Source organism: Cytobacillus sp. EB106-05-05-XG126 (assembly GCF_058791715.1).
The window spans coordinates 789304-807566 of record NZ_JBYTDU010000001.1 but is presented as its reverse complement, the minus strand read 5'-3'; the positions used below and the strand labels follow the sequence as shown (position 1 = coordinate 807566).

Here is an 18263-nt window from a genome sequence, read left to right as displayed (position 1 = left end):
AAGGGGTAAAATTCTTATTTTGCCGTTAAGGTGCAATCCCATGATAATGCACGCCCATTCGGGAATGCTAAGAAAAAAGACTAACGGGAGGATGTACATATGGAGTCAATCGGAAAGCAGTTATCCCTCTTTTCTCTTGGCGGCATCAATGAAATTGGCAAAAACATGTATGTGATTCAATATGATGACGATATTATCGTGATAGACGCCGGAGGGAAATTTCCTGATGAGACATTACTGGGGATTGATCTGATCATCCCGGATATCACTTATCTTGAGGAAAACAGGGAAAAAATACGAGGCCTGATTGTCACTCATGGACACGAGGATCATATCGGCGGAGTTGCCTATCTTCTGAAAAAAATTAATATGCCTGTGTATGCAACAAGATTTACACTGGGCCTCATTGAATTAAAGCTAACGGAGCATCGCCTGCTTGGTGACTCCGAGCTGATCACCATTGATTCTGATACTAAACTTGATTTTGGTGAGATAGCCGTCAGCTTCTTCAAAGTGAATCACAGCATACCGGACTGTCTGGGAATTGTGTTTAAAACACCAGAAGGAAATGTCGTCCATACCGGTGATTTTAAATTTGATTTGACACCTGTAAATCAGGAGCATGCTGATATCCACAGGATGGCTGAGATCGGGCGGGAAGGAGTCCTCGCACTTCTCTCAGAAAGCACAAACGCAGAGCGGTCCGGCTTTTCGCCTACCGAGCACATTGTCGGGGAGAACATTGAGGAAGCATTTATGAAAGCACCCCGCAAAATCATCATCTCCACATTCGCCTCCAATGTGAGCCGTGTCCAGCAGGTGGTCGCTGCGGCCATTAAAGCAAACCGGAAGCTTGTCCTGCTTGGCCGAAGCATGGTGAATGTGGTGGATGTAGCCATTGAACGAGGGTATCTGACCGTACCAGAGGGAATGATCATTAACCCAAAAGAGGCCATGAATCTCGCTCCTGAAAAGGTTTGCATACTTTGTACCGGCAGCCAGGGTGAGCCGATGGCTGCCCTCTCACGCCTTTCTTCCGGAAATTATCGTGACGCTGAAATTCATCCTGAAGATACGGTGATTCTGGCTGCCTCCCCAATCCCAGGGAACGAACGGGATGTTTCTAAAATCATTGACAACCTGTTTAAACTGGGAGCAAGAGTGATTTACGGTTCAGGCAGCTCCACAGGAATGCATGTGTCCGGGCACGGCTACCAGGAGGATTTAAAGCTCATGCTCACATTGATGAAGCCGAAATATTTTATCCCTATTCACGGTGAATACAGAATGCTTCATCATCATAAATTGCTGGCTGAATCGATCGGTGTTGAAAAGGGGAACACTTTTATCATTAAAAATGGGGATGTCGTTGATATTGAAAACGGGGAAGCACGCCAGACAAGGCGGGTCCCTGCAGGTGATACGTATGTGGATGGAGTGGGTGTCGGTGATATTGGCAGCATTGTGCTCCGCGACAGGAAGCAGCTTTCCGAAGATGGCATGCTTGTGATCGTGCTGACCATGAGCAAGAGTGAACGTAAAATGATATCAAGGCCGGATACCATCTCCCGGGGCTTTATTTATGCACGGGAATCCGAAGACCTGCTGAGAGACATAAACCGGATTGCCGAAAAGACCGTCAACGAGCTTCCTGACCAGGATAAAAGCCAGTGGAATGTCATCAAGCAGAGCATCAAAAAATCACTTGGACAGTTTTTATTTGAAAAAACAAAGCGTAAACCAATGATCCTGCCGATCATTATTGAAATTTAAAGAACAAAAGCGCAAGCGCCTTGCTCACGAATGAACGCAGACTAAGAACGGCACGTCCTCCCAAAAGCTGTCGCTTTCGGTCGTGCGATGTTTATGCTGTCGAAGCCTTCCTTGTCCTGGGGCCTCAAGCACAAGACGAGCCTCCCAGAAAGACGTTCTTTTTATAAATTCCTAAAAAAACGAAAAGAGGCAAGCCTTAAAAGGCTTGCCTTTATCACAGGATAACGCACAATCAGTCAGGAAACTTTCCTCCTGATTGGAGTTTCCCATTATCTAAAGGGCTGCTTATCCGCGGCGTCCGCCTCGGCCGCCCCGCTTTCCTTCAGTATTGCGCTTCAATGAAGAAATATTTTCTTCACTCGATTTTAAGAATTTTGCCATTTTGTCTTCAAAGCTTTCCTTCGGCTTAAAGTTTCCTTTTGAACGGAAATCTCTTGAACCACCGCCGCGGCGATCATCTCTTCCCTGGCGCGGTGGGCGCTGTGAATAAGAAGATTGGCCTTCTGGTCTGTCCACTGCTTTTTTGATGGACAAGGCAATTTTGCCTTCCTTCTCACTAAGCACTTTAACAGTTACTTCATCGCCAACTTTTAAATGATCATTGACATCTTTAACATAGCTGTCAGCTACCTCACTGATGTGAACTAGACCAGTCGTGCCGCCTGGCAGCTCGACAAAAGCTCCGAAATTTGTAATCCCTGTTACTTTTCCTTGTACCTTGCTTCCAATTTCGATTGACAAAAAAACTTCCCCCTCGGTAGTGTTAACAACGTCTTATTATAACTTTTTTTAAAGATAATTTCAATGCCGGTGATATCCCCCGATATTCTACCCGGAATTAAGGGGGTTAAAACCTGTTTTCGGGCGAAATTTATGTATTTGAACCCATTTTGGGCCGTTAAGTTCATTTTTTAATTGACTTCATTTGTATTTGAAATGTCAGCTTACGTTTGTCGAAGTTTAATGTTTAATTTTGTTTTCCATCAAATTAAACACTTTAACACCGAAACTTCTATCCAATAAAAACGTCTACTAAATAATGAGGAGGGATAATTTGAATAGGTTGGTTTCTATATCAATACTGCTTTTATTAACAATAACTTTGACTGGATGTAATTTATTTGATTCTAAAAATGAATTACCAATCGAAATGGCAGCGTTTAATAGTCTTACGAACGAAGAAAAAGATTTAATTCCAGTAAGTCCAAAAGATTCAGTTGTTGAGAAAGTAACTGTTAATAGCGAGAACAAATCTTTGATTGATAAGGACTATGACAAAGGCGAAGTTTATTCAGTCACCTTTAATAATACAGAGACAGATTCTTCGGGGAAACTTACTGTTTTCGTTGATTTAGATAAGAAAACGGTTGTTGGAAAAGGTTTCACCAATAGCTAATAAAATCTTTTCAACTTCTATATGAACGGGAAAACCTTGAAAACGCGGGTTTCCTTTAACTTTAACTAAAAATCAACATTAAAGTTTAACAGAGCCATATTTAAAAAAATTTTTATGTGCGGATACCCCTTTTTTGTGTGCGTGATAAAATTTTTTTATATGCTCATTGTGCTTTTTTATGTGCGGAAGGCTGATATAGCTTGATCATATTACTAATTTACAAACTAAAAAAACTCCTGAATCAGGAGTCTTACACACTATGACCACCCTGCAGAACCTTCCTGCTGAAATGACGCTTCATAATGAGTCCATACAGGGATGCCAAAACCTGCTGAAAGAGCATGCCAATGACTACAGGAACGGCAACTGGAGCGGGGAAATAAGTGACTGCCAGGACAGAGCCAACGCTTATATTCCTCATGCCTCCATTAAATGTAACAGCCACCGTCGTGCCCTGATCGTATTTCAGTACATTTGCGATGATGAAAGAGATCAGATAGCCCATAAATGCCACACAAAATACAGTGATCCCGATGAGGATCAATTTTAGATTGACCTCCTTCAGAAATGGTGCAACAACTGCTCCATTCAGCATTACCACAATGGCCATGCCAAGCTTTGAAAAAGGAGATAGACGGCTGCTTAAGGCTGCAGCGCTTTTTCCTGCAAATTGATTGAAAAGCATGCCAAGAAAAGAAGGCAGAACAATCATGCCAAATAACCCGGTCATCATCGGCACGGCATCGATCTGTACAGATTTCTGGAAAAATACAGACAAGGTCAGCGGAACAATAAAGGGTGACAGAAAGGTATCTACTAGAATAATAGACAAGGTCAGCGAGATATTTCCGCGATATATCGAAACCCATATAAAGCTTGATATGCCAGTCGGAATGGCCATAGCCAATACCAGCCCGGTAATAGTTAAAGAATCATCCCCGAACGCAAGTGTACCGGTGCTCCATGCAAAGAGAGGCATCAAAATATGAAGCAAAAACAAAATGAGAAAAAGCGGCTTTGGATGATGCATAATTTCCTTTAAACTGCTAAAGCTCGAGTTCAGACTGCCTGAAAACGTCATAAATGCAAAAACCCAAGGAATGATAAAGGCAAAATCCTTTATAAATTCTGCGAGCATAACACCAAGAACAACGCTTATTGGAGTAATCAATGGCATCATTTTCTCCAGCTGTTTATTGATTTGAATCAGCACACTGAGTACTCTCCTTTTCCGAATAATTGTATACCTGACTAAATATCTTATCATAATCCGGCTGGTTTTAGTTCAAAAATGAAAAAGAGCCAAAATCGGCTCTTTTGATTATTTCCGTTTTTCCGGCATATATTTCAGCCATTTTCCCAGTCTCCAGCTGTTCACCCCATACACTAAAAGCGCAATGGCTGCGATGCCTGCGGATAACTGCATGATCAGCATTTCATCAGCATAAATTCCAAATCCCGACCCGGTTAAACCTAACATGAATAACTGAAAAAGCAGCTTTTTCCGATTTTCATAGATCATAAATTGGAACTCTCTTCTTTGACCGGCCTCTTTCATTTTTTCCAATTTACGAGGTATTTCCAGAAACTCCGCTGCTGAATGAAAAATTTTAAAGAACGGCTGGGATTGGATAATGTTCCAAATAAATGACCATTTATTCCCCTGTGACCTTAACCATTCTGTAAAAACTGGTTTCCCTAGCTCAAGAAGATCTTCATCTGGTGCCAGATGGCGAACAATCCCTTCGATTGTCATAAAGGATCTGCCCAGAAAAACAAAGCGTGTTGGCACCTGAATCGGAAGAGCTGCAATCAAATCATTTAGTTCAAGCTTAAGAGCCACTAAGTCCATATCCTTTACCTGAGAAAGGTCAAATGCCATCCATTCTGACAGTAGCTTCTCCAAGGTTCCCGCATTAGCTTCCGGCAGAAGAAATCCCAGCTGTGACAGACATTCGACTGCTTTACTGTGGTTTTTAGCGAGAATGGATTCAATTAAATTTCTAAAAGAGACTGCATCTTTTTTTGAAATTTCACCGGCCATGCCAAAATCGAGAAGAATGATCTTCCCTTCCCTCGTAAACTGCACATTTCCCGGATGAGGATCGGCATGAAACATCCCAGGTTCCAGCCATTGCGGCATGAAGAGCTTCATCAATTGGCGGGCCAATTCCTGACGGGACATCTCTAGTTTTTCAACCGCTTCTGAATCATTGAGCCTTTTTCCCTCCACCCATTCCATCACAAGCACTTTCGAGGTGCAAAGCTCCTGATGCACATCAGGAATTTTCACCATCTCACTGTCTTTAAAGCGCTCCTTAAAATAAAGCAGGGTATCCTTTTCCTTTATAAAGTCAAGCTCCCGCTCAATAACCTGCTTAAGCTCCTGAAAAAGGACTTTTAAATTAATGAATCCCTTAGGAATAGGGACAAACCGATTTGCGAACCATACAAGAATACTCAGGGTCCGGAAGTCGGTATGTACGATAGATTGAATATTTGGACGCTGCACTTTAATGGCGACAATTGAGCCGTCCTGCAGAGCGCCTTTATATACCTCTCCAATCGAAGCAGATGCTATGGCTTCTTTTTCAATCGCCACCACCTTTTTAGAGAGCTTGCTTCCCCACTCTTCGTTTAAAATTCTTTGGATTTCACCCCATTCGGACGGAGGCACCTTATCGGTCAGGTCTTGAAGTTCCTGGATGAAAGCTTTTGGAAGCAAATCAGAACGAATGCTGATGAACTGACCAATCTTTATCAGCAGCCCTTCTAATTCAAAAAGTGTTGTCCGGAATCTTTTCCCGATGCCAGACCATAATTTTTCCCACTGAGCTTCTGATTTGCGGGTCCATTTATACCAGTAAATCTGTAATATAATGAGAAGTGCCAAAGAAAACACTTTATACATGCGGAGCCATTTACTTCTCGCCTTCATTTCCATCATCTTCTTCCCTATGTAAGATGTACTGTATTATTCTGTAATATAGGCTAAATACCCTTTTCTTTTATACGACAGCATGTTTAAAAAGTTTCTTAAAGTAAAAAAACAGCCCGTCCTTACACAAAGGACAAGCTGTTTGCCTGATTCTCCTGGATATACTGATGAGTTATGTTAACAATCTCTTCTTTATCATGGTCCATGGATGCCACATGATAGGAGTTATAGAGCGATATAGCTTTCTTTTTCTCGGAGCCAATCTTTTGAAAAATAAAATCTGTACACTCTGCAGGCACAACATGATCTTCTACCGACTTGAAACCTAATACAGGTGTTTTAATGGAAGGCAATAGGTCTGGTGTTCTTTCCATGACCTTCTGCAATTCGAAGATGGAGGGGACCGGAACTTTCCCGTACGTAATTTCCTCTACATCCTCTTTTTTAATATCCGGTGCACCTTCATCAATGTACCTGGGGTTTGATTTCCCGATTAAATTTTCATAACATGGAACCCGGAGAGCGGCATTTATTAACACTATACCTGCAATTTCCGGATATTTATTAGCAAGCCAAAGTGTCAAGGCACCACCCATCGATTGACCTGCAGCATAGACAAATGTGCATCTGTCTTTTAGAAATTGATAACCCTTTTCTGCATCAGCAAACCAATCCTCATGAGCGGTATTTTCAATATCTTTATAATGTGTGCCGTGGCCTTTAAGCCTTGGTGCAAAGACAGTATAGCCAAGCCTGGCAAATGATTCCCCTAAAAACCGGACACTCTGGGGAGTTCCAAGAAAACCATGAGTGATCAGGATCCCAATCTCATTGCCTTCATAGTAAAATGATTCTGCACCGTCCAAAACAGGATAACGTTCATTCATAATCTGTTCCTCCCTCAGAATTAATTATTCACATTATATAACCAACTATTCCGACCTGTCAACTTGTATTTAAACAAAAAAAGACCGTCCAAAACATATATGGAGCGGTTAGACTAAAGAAAGTATTAACACACAGATAAGGAGGGCGTAACATGCACCAAAGATAATTGCCCTTACATTAGAGTTTCGCGTATACCCTGTGAAGTCTGCAGGTGATTGAGCACCATCCACCTTCCTGCTGTGAATAATCATGCTAATATTGATCAAGGCCAGAATCGCGATAGTCTGAAAAAATAAAAACATCGGCTCTATTTTCAGAATTTCCCCGGAATCAGAATGGAAGTAAGCATTGAAAAATAGAATGCTGCTGACAAGCAAAGTCCAAATACTCCCCACTGTCCGCTGCTTACTCCATTCATTGCCCATTTTTTCTTTTTCATAGATGGCCACTTGTTTGATATAAGGAAAAATAGATTTGGTGGAATTACGCTTTACCCATCCCAGAATCGATTGAATCAGAGTTACAATGCCGAGGAAAATAAACATTTGTGAATAAGTAACTTCTATTAATATTTGTAAGATGTACGAAGCTGCTAAGAAAAAAAGGATGCTGCCATTTAAGAACAGAAGCTGCCTGACTCTCAGTTTCTTAATTTCATAACTGGTCACGATCCCGCCTCCCTGTGTCTAATGAAATAAATAATGGGGCTCACGGTTCCCAGGAAGACAATCACAAGGAACATCCAAAAACCGCTTCCTCCTCCCATCCCTAACTCATCGGCAAGTATGGCTTCAAAAAATAGAACCTGGCCAGATATAATGATTGAAATGAGGGCCACCGCCATAACCGTAAACCCGTTCAAGAAACCCTGTAAGGCTTTAGGAAGCCAAACAAGAACGAATAGAATCACAGCAATTAAAAGGAAACTGGAAATAACCGGCCTTAATAATGTAAACGTTCCATCTGTTACAAAAGATTCGTAAGTGTACATAAATCCCCCTAATTATTTCTAGATTAGTATTATTTTACAATTAAAAAGATATTGATGCCACCTTAAAAAACGGCTGCACTATTATGTGCAGCCGTTCGGCCATTCTTTAATATCTCTCAAGTAATTCAATAATCACTTTAAATGTGGAGGTTGTATCCATATAGGCGTATTTGCCTTTCCCATTAAAAAAATTGCCAGTTTGTATGACAGGATATCCCATTCCTTGGAGCAATCTGATTTTTTCATCCAGGTTATCGACAACGAACGAAATATGATGGACACCTTCCCCATATTTCTCCAGATGTTCCTGCCAAGTGCTTGGTGAATCACCTGGTTCGATTAATTCAATTTGTATGAAAGGCGTATTGATGAACATATATCTTGATTTACCTTCAGTTGGCTGACCTCTGAACATAACCTGTGTGGTTTCACTTGGGCCTGATTGTATAATGGGCGGCATATCTGCACCAAGAAGCTTACAATAAGCTTCTGCAGCTAATTCCAGATCTTTTACCACGATTGCCAGCTGCTCGACTATATTTGTTCCAAGCAAAGGGCTATGTGCTTCTTGGGCAGTTGCAGTGGTTCTTGCCTCAGAGCTTTCCAGGAGTTCAACCAATATCTTGCAGTCTTTCAAGGTATCTGCATAAACATATCTGCCTTCACTTGCTGTAAACTCCCCGCTTTGCAGTGATGAATATCCGCTTTCCTCAAAAAAAGGCATCCGCTCTTTTATGGATTTCACATCAAAGGCAATATGGTGTATGCCTTCCCCTGCTCTATCCAAAAACTCCCGCATCGTGCCTGGTTCTTCATTTGGTTCAATCAGTTCAAATTGAACAGTGGGCGTATTTAGAAATGCTAATTTGCTTCTTGATGCAGTAGGCATTCCACGGTAAATGACCTTCGATACTTCCTGATCACCTGTTAAAAACCACCCAGGTTTTGGAACACCCAGTAAACTTGAAAACGCCTCACAGGCCTCTTCAATATCCCGTACAACAAATGCCAGCTGGTTAATGGCCTGATTTCCTGCTAATGGCGCTTTAGCGGTTTTGCTTTCTGCCATAAAAACACTCCTCCTAAATAACGCTTCTCCTCAGGATAAACCCCGTACAGCAAGTCCTCCATCACTTGAAATCACTTCTCCTGTAATGGCACGGGATTGATCAGAAGCAAGCAATAGATACGCTCCAACATGGTCTTCACTGGTCATGGCTATGCGAAGAGGATTCCGGGATTTAATGCTCTTCGCTTTCGTATCCTGATCGACTGCTTTCACAAACGGCTTAAGCGGATGAATGACATTGAGTGCCGTCAATGTGCCGCCGGGGGCGACTGCATTTATCCTGATATCCGGGGCTAATTCAAAGGCAAGCTGGCGCATTAAGCCGATTTGCGCATGCTTGCTTGCTGTATACCAGACTCCGCCCCCGTCCGGGTAAATGCCGGCTCCCGAAACCGTGAAAATCATATTTCCATTTGTTTTTTTCAATTCATCCGCTGAAGCTTTTGCACCATTAAAATACCCTTTGACATTAATATTGAATAATAGGTCATAGGCATCTGACATGGCCTCTGGTGTTACTTCACTAAATTTGGCAAACCCGTCGAATACGCCGGCGTTGGCAACGAACACATCCAGTTTCCCCGCCGCTTCCACAGCAGCTTCAACGGCGTGAATGTGATCCTCGTATTCAGTGACGTCTCCTTCTATGCACAAAACACGATCCCCGAATTCCTTTTTCAATTGCTCGAGGCCAGCTGCTGACTTATCCAGGACCGTTACAAAGGCTCCTTCTTGTATAAAACTTTCTGTAACAGCCCTGCCGATGCCAGAGGCGCCCCCGGTCAAATAAACTGATTTTCCGCTAAGCAGTGCCATACTGGATGCTCCTCCTTATACAAAAATAGCAAGATTTCTGGTATTGAGTGTTGTCTGATCAACAATGAAAACCCTCTTGGATAATTTCCAGACGCCATCTTCATATATAAATTCATCACGCCGTTCTCCTGAAATCAGGTCATGATGGATGTCTGTACTGCGGCTGCGATAGATTAGAAGATAACTATTTACAGATGCTTTTTCATTCGGCACATAGTCTGTCAGTTTGACATTGCTTACATAGCGGCGGGTGCGGGAAGGCGGAATTTCCGCCCAGGCATAATCTGTTTTTAACCGTTCGACTCTCAGGCTCAGCAACTCTATATCATCATTAAAAGAAAACATATCTGCCGCATAATCCGGCCTTTCAGTGCCTTCTTTATTGACGCGTACAGGCATTTGATAAATCAGGGATGAATGCATAAGGCTGAACCAGCCATCAAAATCAATATGATCAAGCAGCTCAGCTTCTCTGTAGAGCCATTGTTCAAATTCATAGGTTGCGAGCATTTTCTCTAAACTCATTCTGTATTCCCCCATTTCCAGGCATCGTTCCAGTTTACTTAAACGTTCATGAGATCAAGCCAATAGCGATAGAAGTTTCTTTGATTCGCTTCAGAAAACTTATCATCGTAGACAACACCAGGACCGGTGAAATCACTGACCGGTTCACGGTGCATCCCCATCGTATAATTGTAGACAAGTTCTTTCATAACAGGCATTGGACCTGATGCGGCAGCGGTTATGTCAGTAAATACTTCTGTATCATCCTGTTCGAAAATGCCTGAAGGGCTGAACGTTAAAATGAATGAATCCCTTGAACGTTTCTTCCAGTCCTCTTCCGCATTTTTCTCTACGAGGAACCAGGCGATCACTTCCATTTTATCTGGCCCAATTGGCCTCCACATGCGAACGGTTGTATTCGATATCAGCTGCCCTTTCACTTTTGTATGCGAAATGAGGAAGCTAAGATTGGGAAAGATGTTTCCGATCATATTTTTCAAATTGGCCAGCACATCATATTGTTCATCTGTTAAATTGGATTGATATTCTGATTTCAGCTCTTCAGGGAATGCGAAGTCAGGATTAGGTGTGCCCAGATTTAAACCATGCCCGTTCATTGTGTGAATCTGGTATCCCTTTTTGGAATATGTGGCACTGGGCACCATACCCAATTTTGCAATGGATCCATGAGTGACCATCGTGTGGTAGGAATCGCCGACAAAGTTATCTGCTCCTACCTTCCAGTTTGAATGAATGATGAATCTTTGCGGAGGGCCGACGACTTCCATTTCAGCACGTCCGGCTAAAATGTCCAAATACCATTTGAAATCGCCCAAAAAATCTGAAAGAGACTCTGCTTCTTCATTCCAGGTTCCAAAAATAAGGCCTTTATACGATTCAATCCTTATTTTGTGGAGTCCCAGCTTGGACTTATCCAGGTCAGTTCCATAAATATCCTTCTGCAGAGGCACTCCAGTCAGATCACCATTGTTTTTAAAATTGAATCCATGATAAGGACATACAAAAGAGGATTTATTTCCTTTGTCAGCACGGCATAATTTCATCCCCCGGTGTGTGCACATATTGTAAAAGCCGCGGATTTCATTCTCTGAATCTCTTGTAATGATAATCGAGTAGCCTGCTAAATCTCTTAACATATAATCATTTTTATTTGGGATTTCTGATTCATGGCCAATAAAAAGCCAGGTTTTCATAAACACCTTTTTATGCTCAATATCGTAAATCTTAGGATCCGCGAGGATAAAAGCAGGAATGGACCCAGCCTCAGGCTGGACTGTCTCGTTTAAGTAGCCGATTGTTTCTTTTTGGGTCATTTCTTCTAAGTTCTTAGTTGTCGTTTTAATCATATGTAAATTCCCCCTTCGTCTTAAAATAAGGAGCGAGGAAAAGAAGAAAATATTCTCTTCCTCCTGCTATACACCTAGCACATATCTCATCCAACTCGGATTATTTCATCCCTATTCTTCAATGAAGCCAGGATGCTTAGGGCTGCGAGGTAGCTTGTCTTTGGATTATTAGGCATCGGGTCATTTTCGACTTGAAGCGATAGCTTGCCGAATGAACCTGCTGCCTCAATCGTATGGCTATTTTTACTTACTGCCGGATCGGATATGATTTTAACTCCGGTATTGTCTGCACCTAATCCCGCGAGAGACAAGATAATGGAAACATTGATATTCTTTGGGAATAATCTAATTGCTTCAGCGGCAGATCCCTCAAAAAGCACCTTTTCTCCATTAAGAGGGGCACCGGGAAGTGCCTGAGGAGGCTTCCTGGTGATAATGGAGACAGAATCCAGTTCACCAATCGATTTGGCAGCTTTTAGAACATCCAGGCCGCCGATTGCCCCTGATGGCAAGTGAATTTTCGTATTATTTATGATGCAAATTTCTTCAAGGCACGTATAAAATTCCCGGTCTGCCAATGCGCCAACACTGCTGACAACCAGATCTTTGCCTGAAAGCAAAATGGAAGCAGCGTACTCCTCTACAGCTTCAACAGTTGCTGCTTCAATAACCATGTCGGCATCGGATTTTAACAGGGATTCCACGTCAGCAAAGATTTCAGCATTAAACTCACGTGATAGTTCCTTTGCCTGTTCCTGGCAGCGAGTATGAAGGCCGATAATTTTCGAATGAGGTATTAAGCAGTCTTTATTGATGCTTTGAAGCAGGAACCTGCCTATATTCCCGCCTCCTATTAAGGCTAATTTCATATCGGTATCCCCCTAATTGGCAAAACCATAGGAATCTGCAAAAAACTCCAGGCCGCAATGCCGCGTTTCACGTGAAAGTCCGCTTTCCTTTAGGCCCGGGAAGTCCAGATGGAGATCCTGAAAAACGGTATGATTATTATGGAAAACAGCTCCGGCCTCTAACCGGTCTGCAAATTCAATTGCTTTGGATTCATCTTCTGTCCAAACAGAAGCCCTTAGGCCATATTCACTGTCATTTGCAAGGCTGATGACTTCCTCATCCTCTTTAAATGGCAGGATCGGAATGACAGGTCCAAACTGTTCAGCACGGACAATTTCACTTTTCTGATCTACATCGGTGATGATTGCAGGCAGAATGTAATAGCCTTTATCCCAGGACTCTGGATCAAGCTGAATTCCTCCTGTGATGACTGTGGCACCGGATTTTTTGGCGCGTTCGATCAGGCCATTCACATATTCGTACTGAGCCTTATTGTTCAAAGGTCCCATCTCGGCATCAGGTTGAATGCCGTTTCCAACCTTAATATGCTGAAATTCTTTTCTAAGCTTTTCGACCAGCTCCCCATATCGTGATTCATGAACATAGATCCTTTTAATGGCTGAGCACACCTGGCCTGCTGCCCGAAGGACACCGAAACGCAGGCGTTTGATAGCGCTCTCATCCATATTTGCATCCTCGAGGATAATAGCTGCATCATTCCCGCCAAGCTCCATGTAGACATTTTTCACTGTGCCAGAAGCAGCTCGCATGATTTCTTTCCCTGTCTCGGTACTGCCGACAAATGCAATGGTTCGGATTCGCGGATCTGAGCAAAGTTTGCTGCCAATAATCCCCCCTGAACCAGTTACAACATTAATGACTCCTTCAGGGAAATAAGAAGCTACAGTCTGGAGGAATGACATGATCGTTAGCGGACAGCTCGTCGCTGGTTTTACAACGACTGAGTTTCCGGCAAGAACAGCCGGGATTACCCGCTTAAACGTAAGGATCATTGGTGAGTTCCATGGAGAGATCACCGCCGTTACCCCACGTGGACGCTTGCGGATTTGGACCTCCTGGGAACCGGGAATGGATTCAGGCTTCCACCATTCCAGCAGCTCATCGGCAGCTTCCTTCATAATATCGACACAGCGCAGAAGGTCTTTTTTCGCTTCAACCAATACCTTCCCATTTTCGCGGATCAGCAAGGTTACGTTCTCCTCGACACTTGCTTTAATCTCGTCCGCAGCCAGCTTCATCCGGTTTGCCCGGTCCCCAATCTCACTTTCCGACCAGGTTTCAAAAGCCTTTGCAGCAGCAGAAATGGCCAATTCAACTTGTTCTTCTGTACATAAAGCTACTTCTCCAACGACTTCCTGATGATCAGCTGGATTTAAAACATTTGCTGTATTTTCTCCCTGGATCCACTCTCCAGCTATTAAATATTTTCCTGAGACAAATGGGTACGTCGAAATCACCACAAATCACTCCCTTACATCTTTTTAGGTTTGAATGCTTCCGCCGCTCCTGGAGGCCCTCCAAATGGTTTGGCCATTGGCCCGACCGCTTCCATATCCACTACGATCATGGATGGTTTTCTCCTCTCCATTGCCTTCTCCAGTTCTGATGCGAATTCTTCCGGAGAACCGATTTTCGCAGAAGCAAATCCCATGGACTGAGCCAGCAAAACGAAATCTGGGCTAACTAAATCGACCGCCACCTGCCTTCCATAGGCGGCATCCTGAATATTTCGGAGAACACCATATCCCGCATCATCAAACAGGACGACAATTAGCGGAAGGCTTTCCTGTACTGCAGTTGCCATTTCACCCACATTGACCATGAAGCCGCCATCTCCAGCTAGTAAAACAACTTGCTTGTCCTTACATCCCATTTGTGCTCCGATTGCAGTCGGCAAACCTTGTCCAATCCCTCCTCCTGAAGCATGAATGGACGTCCGCGGCTCATATATCTCAAATAATCGGCTGCCCCAGACATTTGCCTGTACCGTAACGTCACGCACCAATACAGTATCCCGCGGGAGCAATTTACGCATAGCATCTGCTATTTTTTCATATGGCCCAAGAGTGGCTCTCAGCTGAAGTCTAAGTTCCTTCCTTACTGAAAGCACTTCTTCCAGATATTCATCAGAAGGTGCCATTGATTCCTTGGTCAACTCTTCATTTAATTTTTTCAAAATTAGCTTAGCATCACCTGCCAGCCCTATGGCGGCAGCATAATTTCGGTTCATTGCCAGAAGGTCGGCATCAATGCTGATATGATTTTCAGGAACTTCGATTTTCCAGTTGGAGGTCTCATTCCCTCTAAATCTGACTCCAATGCTAATAAGGAGATCCGATTTCTTCACTAAATCCTTTGTTAATTCAAATGATGCAAAGTGGCCAATACATTGAGGATGATCCTCCGGAATGCTGCCCTTGCCTGATTGGCTCGTAATAACGGCTGCCCCGATTCTTTCCGCAAGCTCCTGCACTTCTTTTGAAGCCCCGGAGCTAATGACGCCCCCTCCTGCCCAAATGACCGGGCGGCGGGCCTGGCTGACTTTGGCTATCGCCTCTTTTGGAAGATACGATATGGAACTGTTTTCCTGTACTGAAACATTCACTTCTTCCAATGAATAATCCGGTATGATCGCAGATTGGAAATCGATTGGGATTTCTACCGAAACAGGGCCAGAAGGTGCAGCAGCGGCTTCCTTAATCGCTTGCCTGATAACCGCTGCTGCCTGTTCAGGTCTTCTTAGCCGCATTGCTTTTTTGCAAGAACCCTCCATTATAGACAGCTGGTCTTTACACTCGTGAATATAGCCTCTGCCCGTTCCCAGATAGGGTGATGCGACCTCACCTGTCAAATGAAGGACGGGAACACCCGCTGCCCATGACTCAATCAGTGAACCAGCTGCGTTTCCTGCTCCAGTTCCGGTACTCGTGATGACCACTCCCAATTTTCCTGTCGCACGGGCATACCCATCTGCCATATTTGCCGCACCGCTCTCCCCGCGCGAGCAAACCAGATGAATGCTTCCATCACGAAGGATGGCATCATAGATCGGCATATTATGAATGCTTACAATCCCAAATGCCACCTCTACACCAGCACGGACAAGCTCCTTCACAACTGCATCAGCTGCAGTAAATTCCATTTGCTTACTTGCTTTTACCGGTGCAACTACCAATTGTTCTTGTTGGCTCATCCTAATCATTCCGCCTTTGCTTAATATTAAAGCGCTTTCCCCAGCGCTCCAGCTGTTTCAATGGTTGATCCTGATACATAACTTGCCTGCTTTGAGGCTAAAAAGAGAATAACACTGGCCACTTCTTCTGCTTCTCCAACTCTGCCCAGCGGAATTTCCCGCTTCGCTGCAAGATCTTTGTAATATTCCTCTGGATCCATATCAGGTGCATTTTTCAATCGTCTGCGTTCCCACTGGTCGGTACGGATTAATCCAAGACTTACTGAGTTGACCAGGATATTATCTGATGCAAGCTCTTGGGAAAGCGTTTTACTTAAGTTCAGAAGACCTGCTCTTGTAGCAGCTGTAGCAACCATATGTCTTTCAGGTTCCTTTGCAAGCGTCGCATTAATATTGATGATCCTTCCGCCTCCGCGCTTCACTAAATATGGATGAACAGCACGTACCGCATGGATAATGGCAAAATATTTTAACTGGATCTGTTCCTGCCATTGCTCATCTGAAATATCGAAGAAATGGCCCATAACACTTTGCCCGGCTGCATTAACTAAAATATCAATTCCTTCAAGCCGGGATGCTGCCGAATCGACAAAACGATTTACATCCTCTTTATTTGTTACATCACAAGTAGCTGCAAAGATTGAATCCTGGGATCCGAAATGCAATAAATGGTCAATTGCTTTATCCTTCCTCTCTGCATTTCTGCCGCAAACCGCAACTTTTGCACCTTCCTGAAGGAACATTTCTGCTGTTTTGAGGCCTACTCCTGAAGTCCCGCCCATTATGATTGCTGTCTTTCCTTTTAAACCAAAGTCCATCACCATACCCCTTTCAAATATCTTTAGGTTAATGCATTCACGTTAACCCAGCCTGGATCAGGCTTTCCTCCCATCGCAGCACGTGCTTCAGGTTTTGGCGGTCCGGCTATTCCCCATTGATCCATCAGGTGTGGAACCCTTTTCCATACTCGAGCCACCCATTCTTCCTCATCTTCAATGGTTTCCAGATAACAAGTGTATTCCATGACAAACTTGGCAGGATCCTGAAAGTAACAGAAGATGTTATTTCCCGGTCCGTGGCGTCCAGGCCCCCACAGCTCCTGATAACCTGCTTTTCTGACATTTGAAATCCCCCGCATGACTTCATCCACTGTGTCTACCTCATAGGCAATATGATTGACAGATGCATGCTGGTCCTGGTTGAAGGCAAGTGAGTGATGCTTCCTGTTGCAGCGGAGGAAAGACATCTGGTGTTCGCTCCAATCAGTAACCTTAAATCCTAAAATATTGGTATAAAAGTCTGTAATCATATCCAGGTCTGCCGTATTCATGACAACATGATTCAGCTTCACCGGATCAACATTCTTCTTATTCCAGATTGTCGTGTGCATTTCCACCCATGCTGAAAGTTCAATGCAGCGGTTTTCCGGATCAGCAAAGCGAAGTCCGTATCCTTTGCCTTCTTCATCTAAATAGCCCGGCGGTGTAATAACAGGGATACCTTTTGAAGCCAGAATCTCCGCAGCCCTGTCAACAGCGTTCTTATCAACCATTCCAAATGCAATATGGTGAAGTCCCGCTTTTTCTCCCCGTTTCAAATGTAAAATATGATTCTCTGAACCTGCACCCCTGAAATAGACAGAATCCCCGTCTTCGGATACCTTATCAAGACCCCAAATCTTCTCGTAAAACTCAGCCTGCTCCTCAAGAACTGGAGTAACGAGACTAATATGCCTCAAGTGAGTAATGCCTAACATCCCATGCACCTCCAAATACTATGTTTAAAATTCTGTGATCATTGACTGCCGAAGAAACATTTATTGTTAAAGGAACCGGGATGACCCGGTTTAAATTGTGCGGACCATCCCGGTTATATTTATTAGAATGCCAGATTGACAGAAACGATTATTTTCCGTTGATGATAGCTTCTCTCTCTTTCGCACGCTGAATGCGCAGCTCTTCAAGAGCACTCCCTTTCGGATATGTAGGAAGATTTGGTTTTACTGCCCCAAGCATAACCAGCATTAACGCTTCTTCATCGCCATCATTATGAATGCCGCGGTACACTCCCGGAGGAGAACTGATGCAATCGCGCTCATTCAGACGAATTTCATGAACTTCTTCCTTGCCTACTTCCTGGATAAGAGCCTTTACACTCCCTTTAAGAATAAAGAATACTTCTTCCACATCATCGTGAAGATGAAGAGGTCCAACACAACCAGCTGGAAGGACCATCGTGCTGAGTGTGAAATGTTCTGCGGCAATCACATTTGAATCATTATTCGCTGTAGCTCCGCGGCCAATATATCTCATTTGCGCCCTTTTATACTTTGGATCAATTTCTTCTTGAAATTTAAGAACATTCCAGTCCAGTGATCGGTCTTCCAGCCTTGCTACATATTTTTTTTCGAAAGCCTGCACATCAAATTTTTCTGCTGACATTAATTATCACTCCTAAA

The 18263-nt window shown here is 43.5% G+C and carries 18 protein-coding genes; 2 read left to right on the top strand and 16 right to left on the bottom strand.

All coding sequences use genetic code 11. The annotated features are described in order from the left end of the window. Positions 1-99 precede the first annotated feature (99 nt). Positions 100-1773: a ribonuclease J gene (locus tag AC3WTL_RS04025; RefSeq protein ID WP_492369063.1), complete on the top strand. Its 1674-nt coding sequence runs from the start codon at positions 100-102 to the stop codon at positions 1771-1773. Between the two features lie 285 nt (positions 1774-2058). Here AC3WTL_RS04025 and AC3WTL_RS04020 read toward each other — a convergent pair whose 3' ends face one another. Next, positions 2059-2514, bottom strand: a complete 456-nt coding sequence (locus AC3WTL_RS04020) for a S1 domain-containing RNA-binding protein (protein WP_035329831.1) — start codon at positions 2512-2514, stop codon at positions 2059-2061. Between the two features lie 313 nt (positions 2515-2827). On the opposite strand from AC3WTL_RS04020, the gene AC3WTL_RS04015 reads away from it, so the two are divergent. After that, positions 2828-3169, top strand: a complete 342-nt coding sequence (locus AC3WTL_RS04015) for a hypothetical protein (RefSeq protein ID WP_163139814.1) — start codon at positions 2828-2830, stop codon at positions 3167-3169. 250 nt (positions 3170-3419) lie between these two features. Here AC3WTL_RS04015 and AC3WTL_RS04010 read toward each other — a convergent pair whose 3' ends face one another. From AC3WTL_RS04010 to AC3WTL_RS03940, 15 genes are all read right to left on the bottom strand, one after another. Next, the gene (locus tag AC3WTL_RS04010) at positions 3420-4382 is read right to left on the bottom strand and encodes a bile acid:sodium symporter family protein (protein WP_492369062.1); all 963 of its coding nucleotides are present in this window, start codon (positions 4380-4382) and stop codon (positions 3420-3422) included. Positions 4383-4490: 108 nt separating this feature from the next. Continuing rightward, the gene (locus AC3WTL_RS04005; RefSeq protein ID WP_492369061.1) at positions 4491-6116 is read right to left on the bottom strand and encodes an ABC1 kinase family protein; all 1626 of its coding nucleotides are present in this window, start codon (positions 6114-6116) and stop codon (positions 4491-4493) included. A 113-nt stretch (positions 6117-6229) separates the two neighbouring features. Continuing rightward, entirely contained in the window at positions 6230-6994 is a 765-nt protein-coding gene (locus AC3WTL_RS04000; RefSeq protein ID WP_197249786.1) for an alpha/beta hydrolase, read from the bottom strand. Positions 6995-7102: 108 nt separating this feature from the next. Then, positions 7103-7663 (bottom strand): hypothetical protein, encoded by a 561-nt coding sequence (locus tag AC3WTL_RS03995; protein WP_248347562.1) that lies wholly within the window; start codon positions 7661-7663, stop codon positions 7103-7105. Then, positions 7660-7986 (bottom strand): hypothetical protein, encoded by a 327-nt coding sequence (locus AC3WTL_RS03990; protein ID WP_197249784.1) that lies wholly within the window; start codon positions 7984-7986, stop codon positions 7660-7662. The genes AC3WTL_RS03995 and AC3WTL_RS03990 overlap by 4 nt, the downstream gene beginning before the upstream one ends. Before the next feature lie 106 nt (positions 7987-8092). Next, a complete protein-coding gene (locus AC3WTL_RS03985) occupies positions 8093-9055 on the bottom strand; it encodes a VOC family protein (RefSeq protein WP_492369060.1) in 963 nt (320 codons plus the stop codon). A gap of 30 nt (positions 9056-9085) precedes the next feature. Continuing rightward, positions 9086-9871: an SDR family NAD(P)-dependent oxidoreductase gene (locus tag AC3WTL_RS03980; RefSeq protein WP_248347567.1), complete on the bottom strand. Its 786-nt coding sequence runs from the start codon at positions 9869-9871 to the stop codon at positions 9086-9088. Positions 9872-9886: 15 nt separating this feature from the next. Next, on the bottom strand, positions 9887-10396 hold the full coding sequence (locus AC3WTL_RS03975) for an aromatic-ring-hydroxylating dioxygenase subunit beta (protein ID WP_048009279.1): 510 nt from the start codon (positions 10394-10396) through the stop codon (positions 9887-9889). A gap of 38 nt (positions 10397-10434) precedes the next feature. Beyond that, the gene (locus AC3WTL_RS03970) at positions 10435-11742 is read right to left on the bottom strand and encodes an aromatic ring-hydroxylating dioxygenase subunit alpha (RefSeq protein WP_197249782.1); all 1308 of its coding nucleotides are present in this window, start codon (positions 11740-11742) and stop codon (positions 10435-10437) included. An 86-nt stretch (positions 11743-11828) separates the two neighbouring features. Next, positions 11829-12611, bottom strand: a complete 783-nt coding sequence (nadX, locus tag AC3WTL_RS03965) for an aspartate dehydrogenase (RefSeq protein ID WP_248347568.1) — start codon at positions 12609-12611, stop codon at positions 11829-11831. A gap of 12 nt (positions 12612-12623) precedes the next feature. Beyond that, on the bottom strand, positions 12624-14069 hold the full coding sequence (locus tag AC3WTL_RS03960; protein ID WP_250800405.1) for an aldehyde dehydrogenase family protein: 1446 nt from the start codon (positions 14067-14069) through the stop codon (positions 12624-12626). Between the two features lie 14 nt (positions 14070-14083). After that, entirely contained in the window at positions 14084-15805 is a 1722-nt protein-coding gene (locus tag AC3WTL_RS03955; protein WP_248347570.1) for a thiamine pyrophosphate-binding protein, read from the bottom strand. Positions 15806-15831: 26 nt separating this feature from the next. After that, a complete protein-coding gene (locus tag AC3WTL_RS03950) occupies positions 15832-16623 on the bottom strand; it encodes an SDR family oxidoreductase (protein WP_197249778.1) in 792 nt (263 codons plus the stop codon). A gap of 23 nt (positions 16624-16646) precedes the next feature. Then, positions 16647-17561: a VOC family protein gene (locus AC3WTL_RS03945; RefSeq protein ID WP_197249777.1), complete on the bottom strand. Its 915-nt coding sequence runs from the start codon at positions 17559-17561 to the stop codon at positions 16647-16649. A 148-nt stretch (positions 17562-17709) separates the two neighbouring features. Continuing rightward, positions 17710-18246 (bottom strand): cupin domain-containing protein, encoded by a 537-nt coding sequence (locus AC3WTL_RS03940; protein WP_035329812.1) that lies wholly within the window; start codon positions 18244-18246, stop codon positions 17710-17712. Positions 18247-18263: the final 17 nt, after the last annotated feature.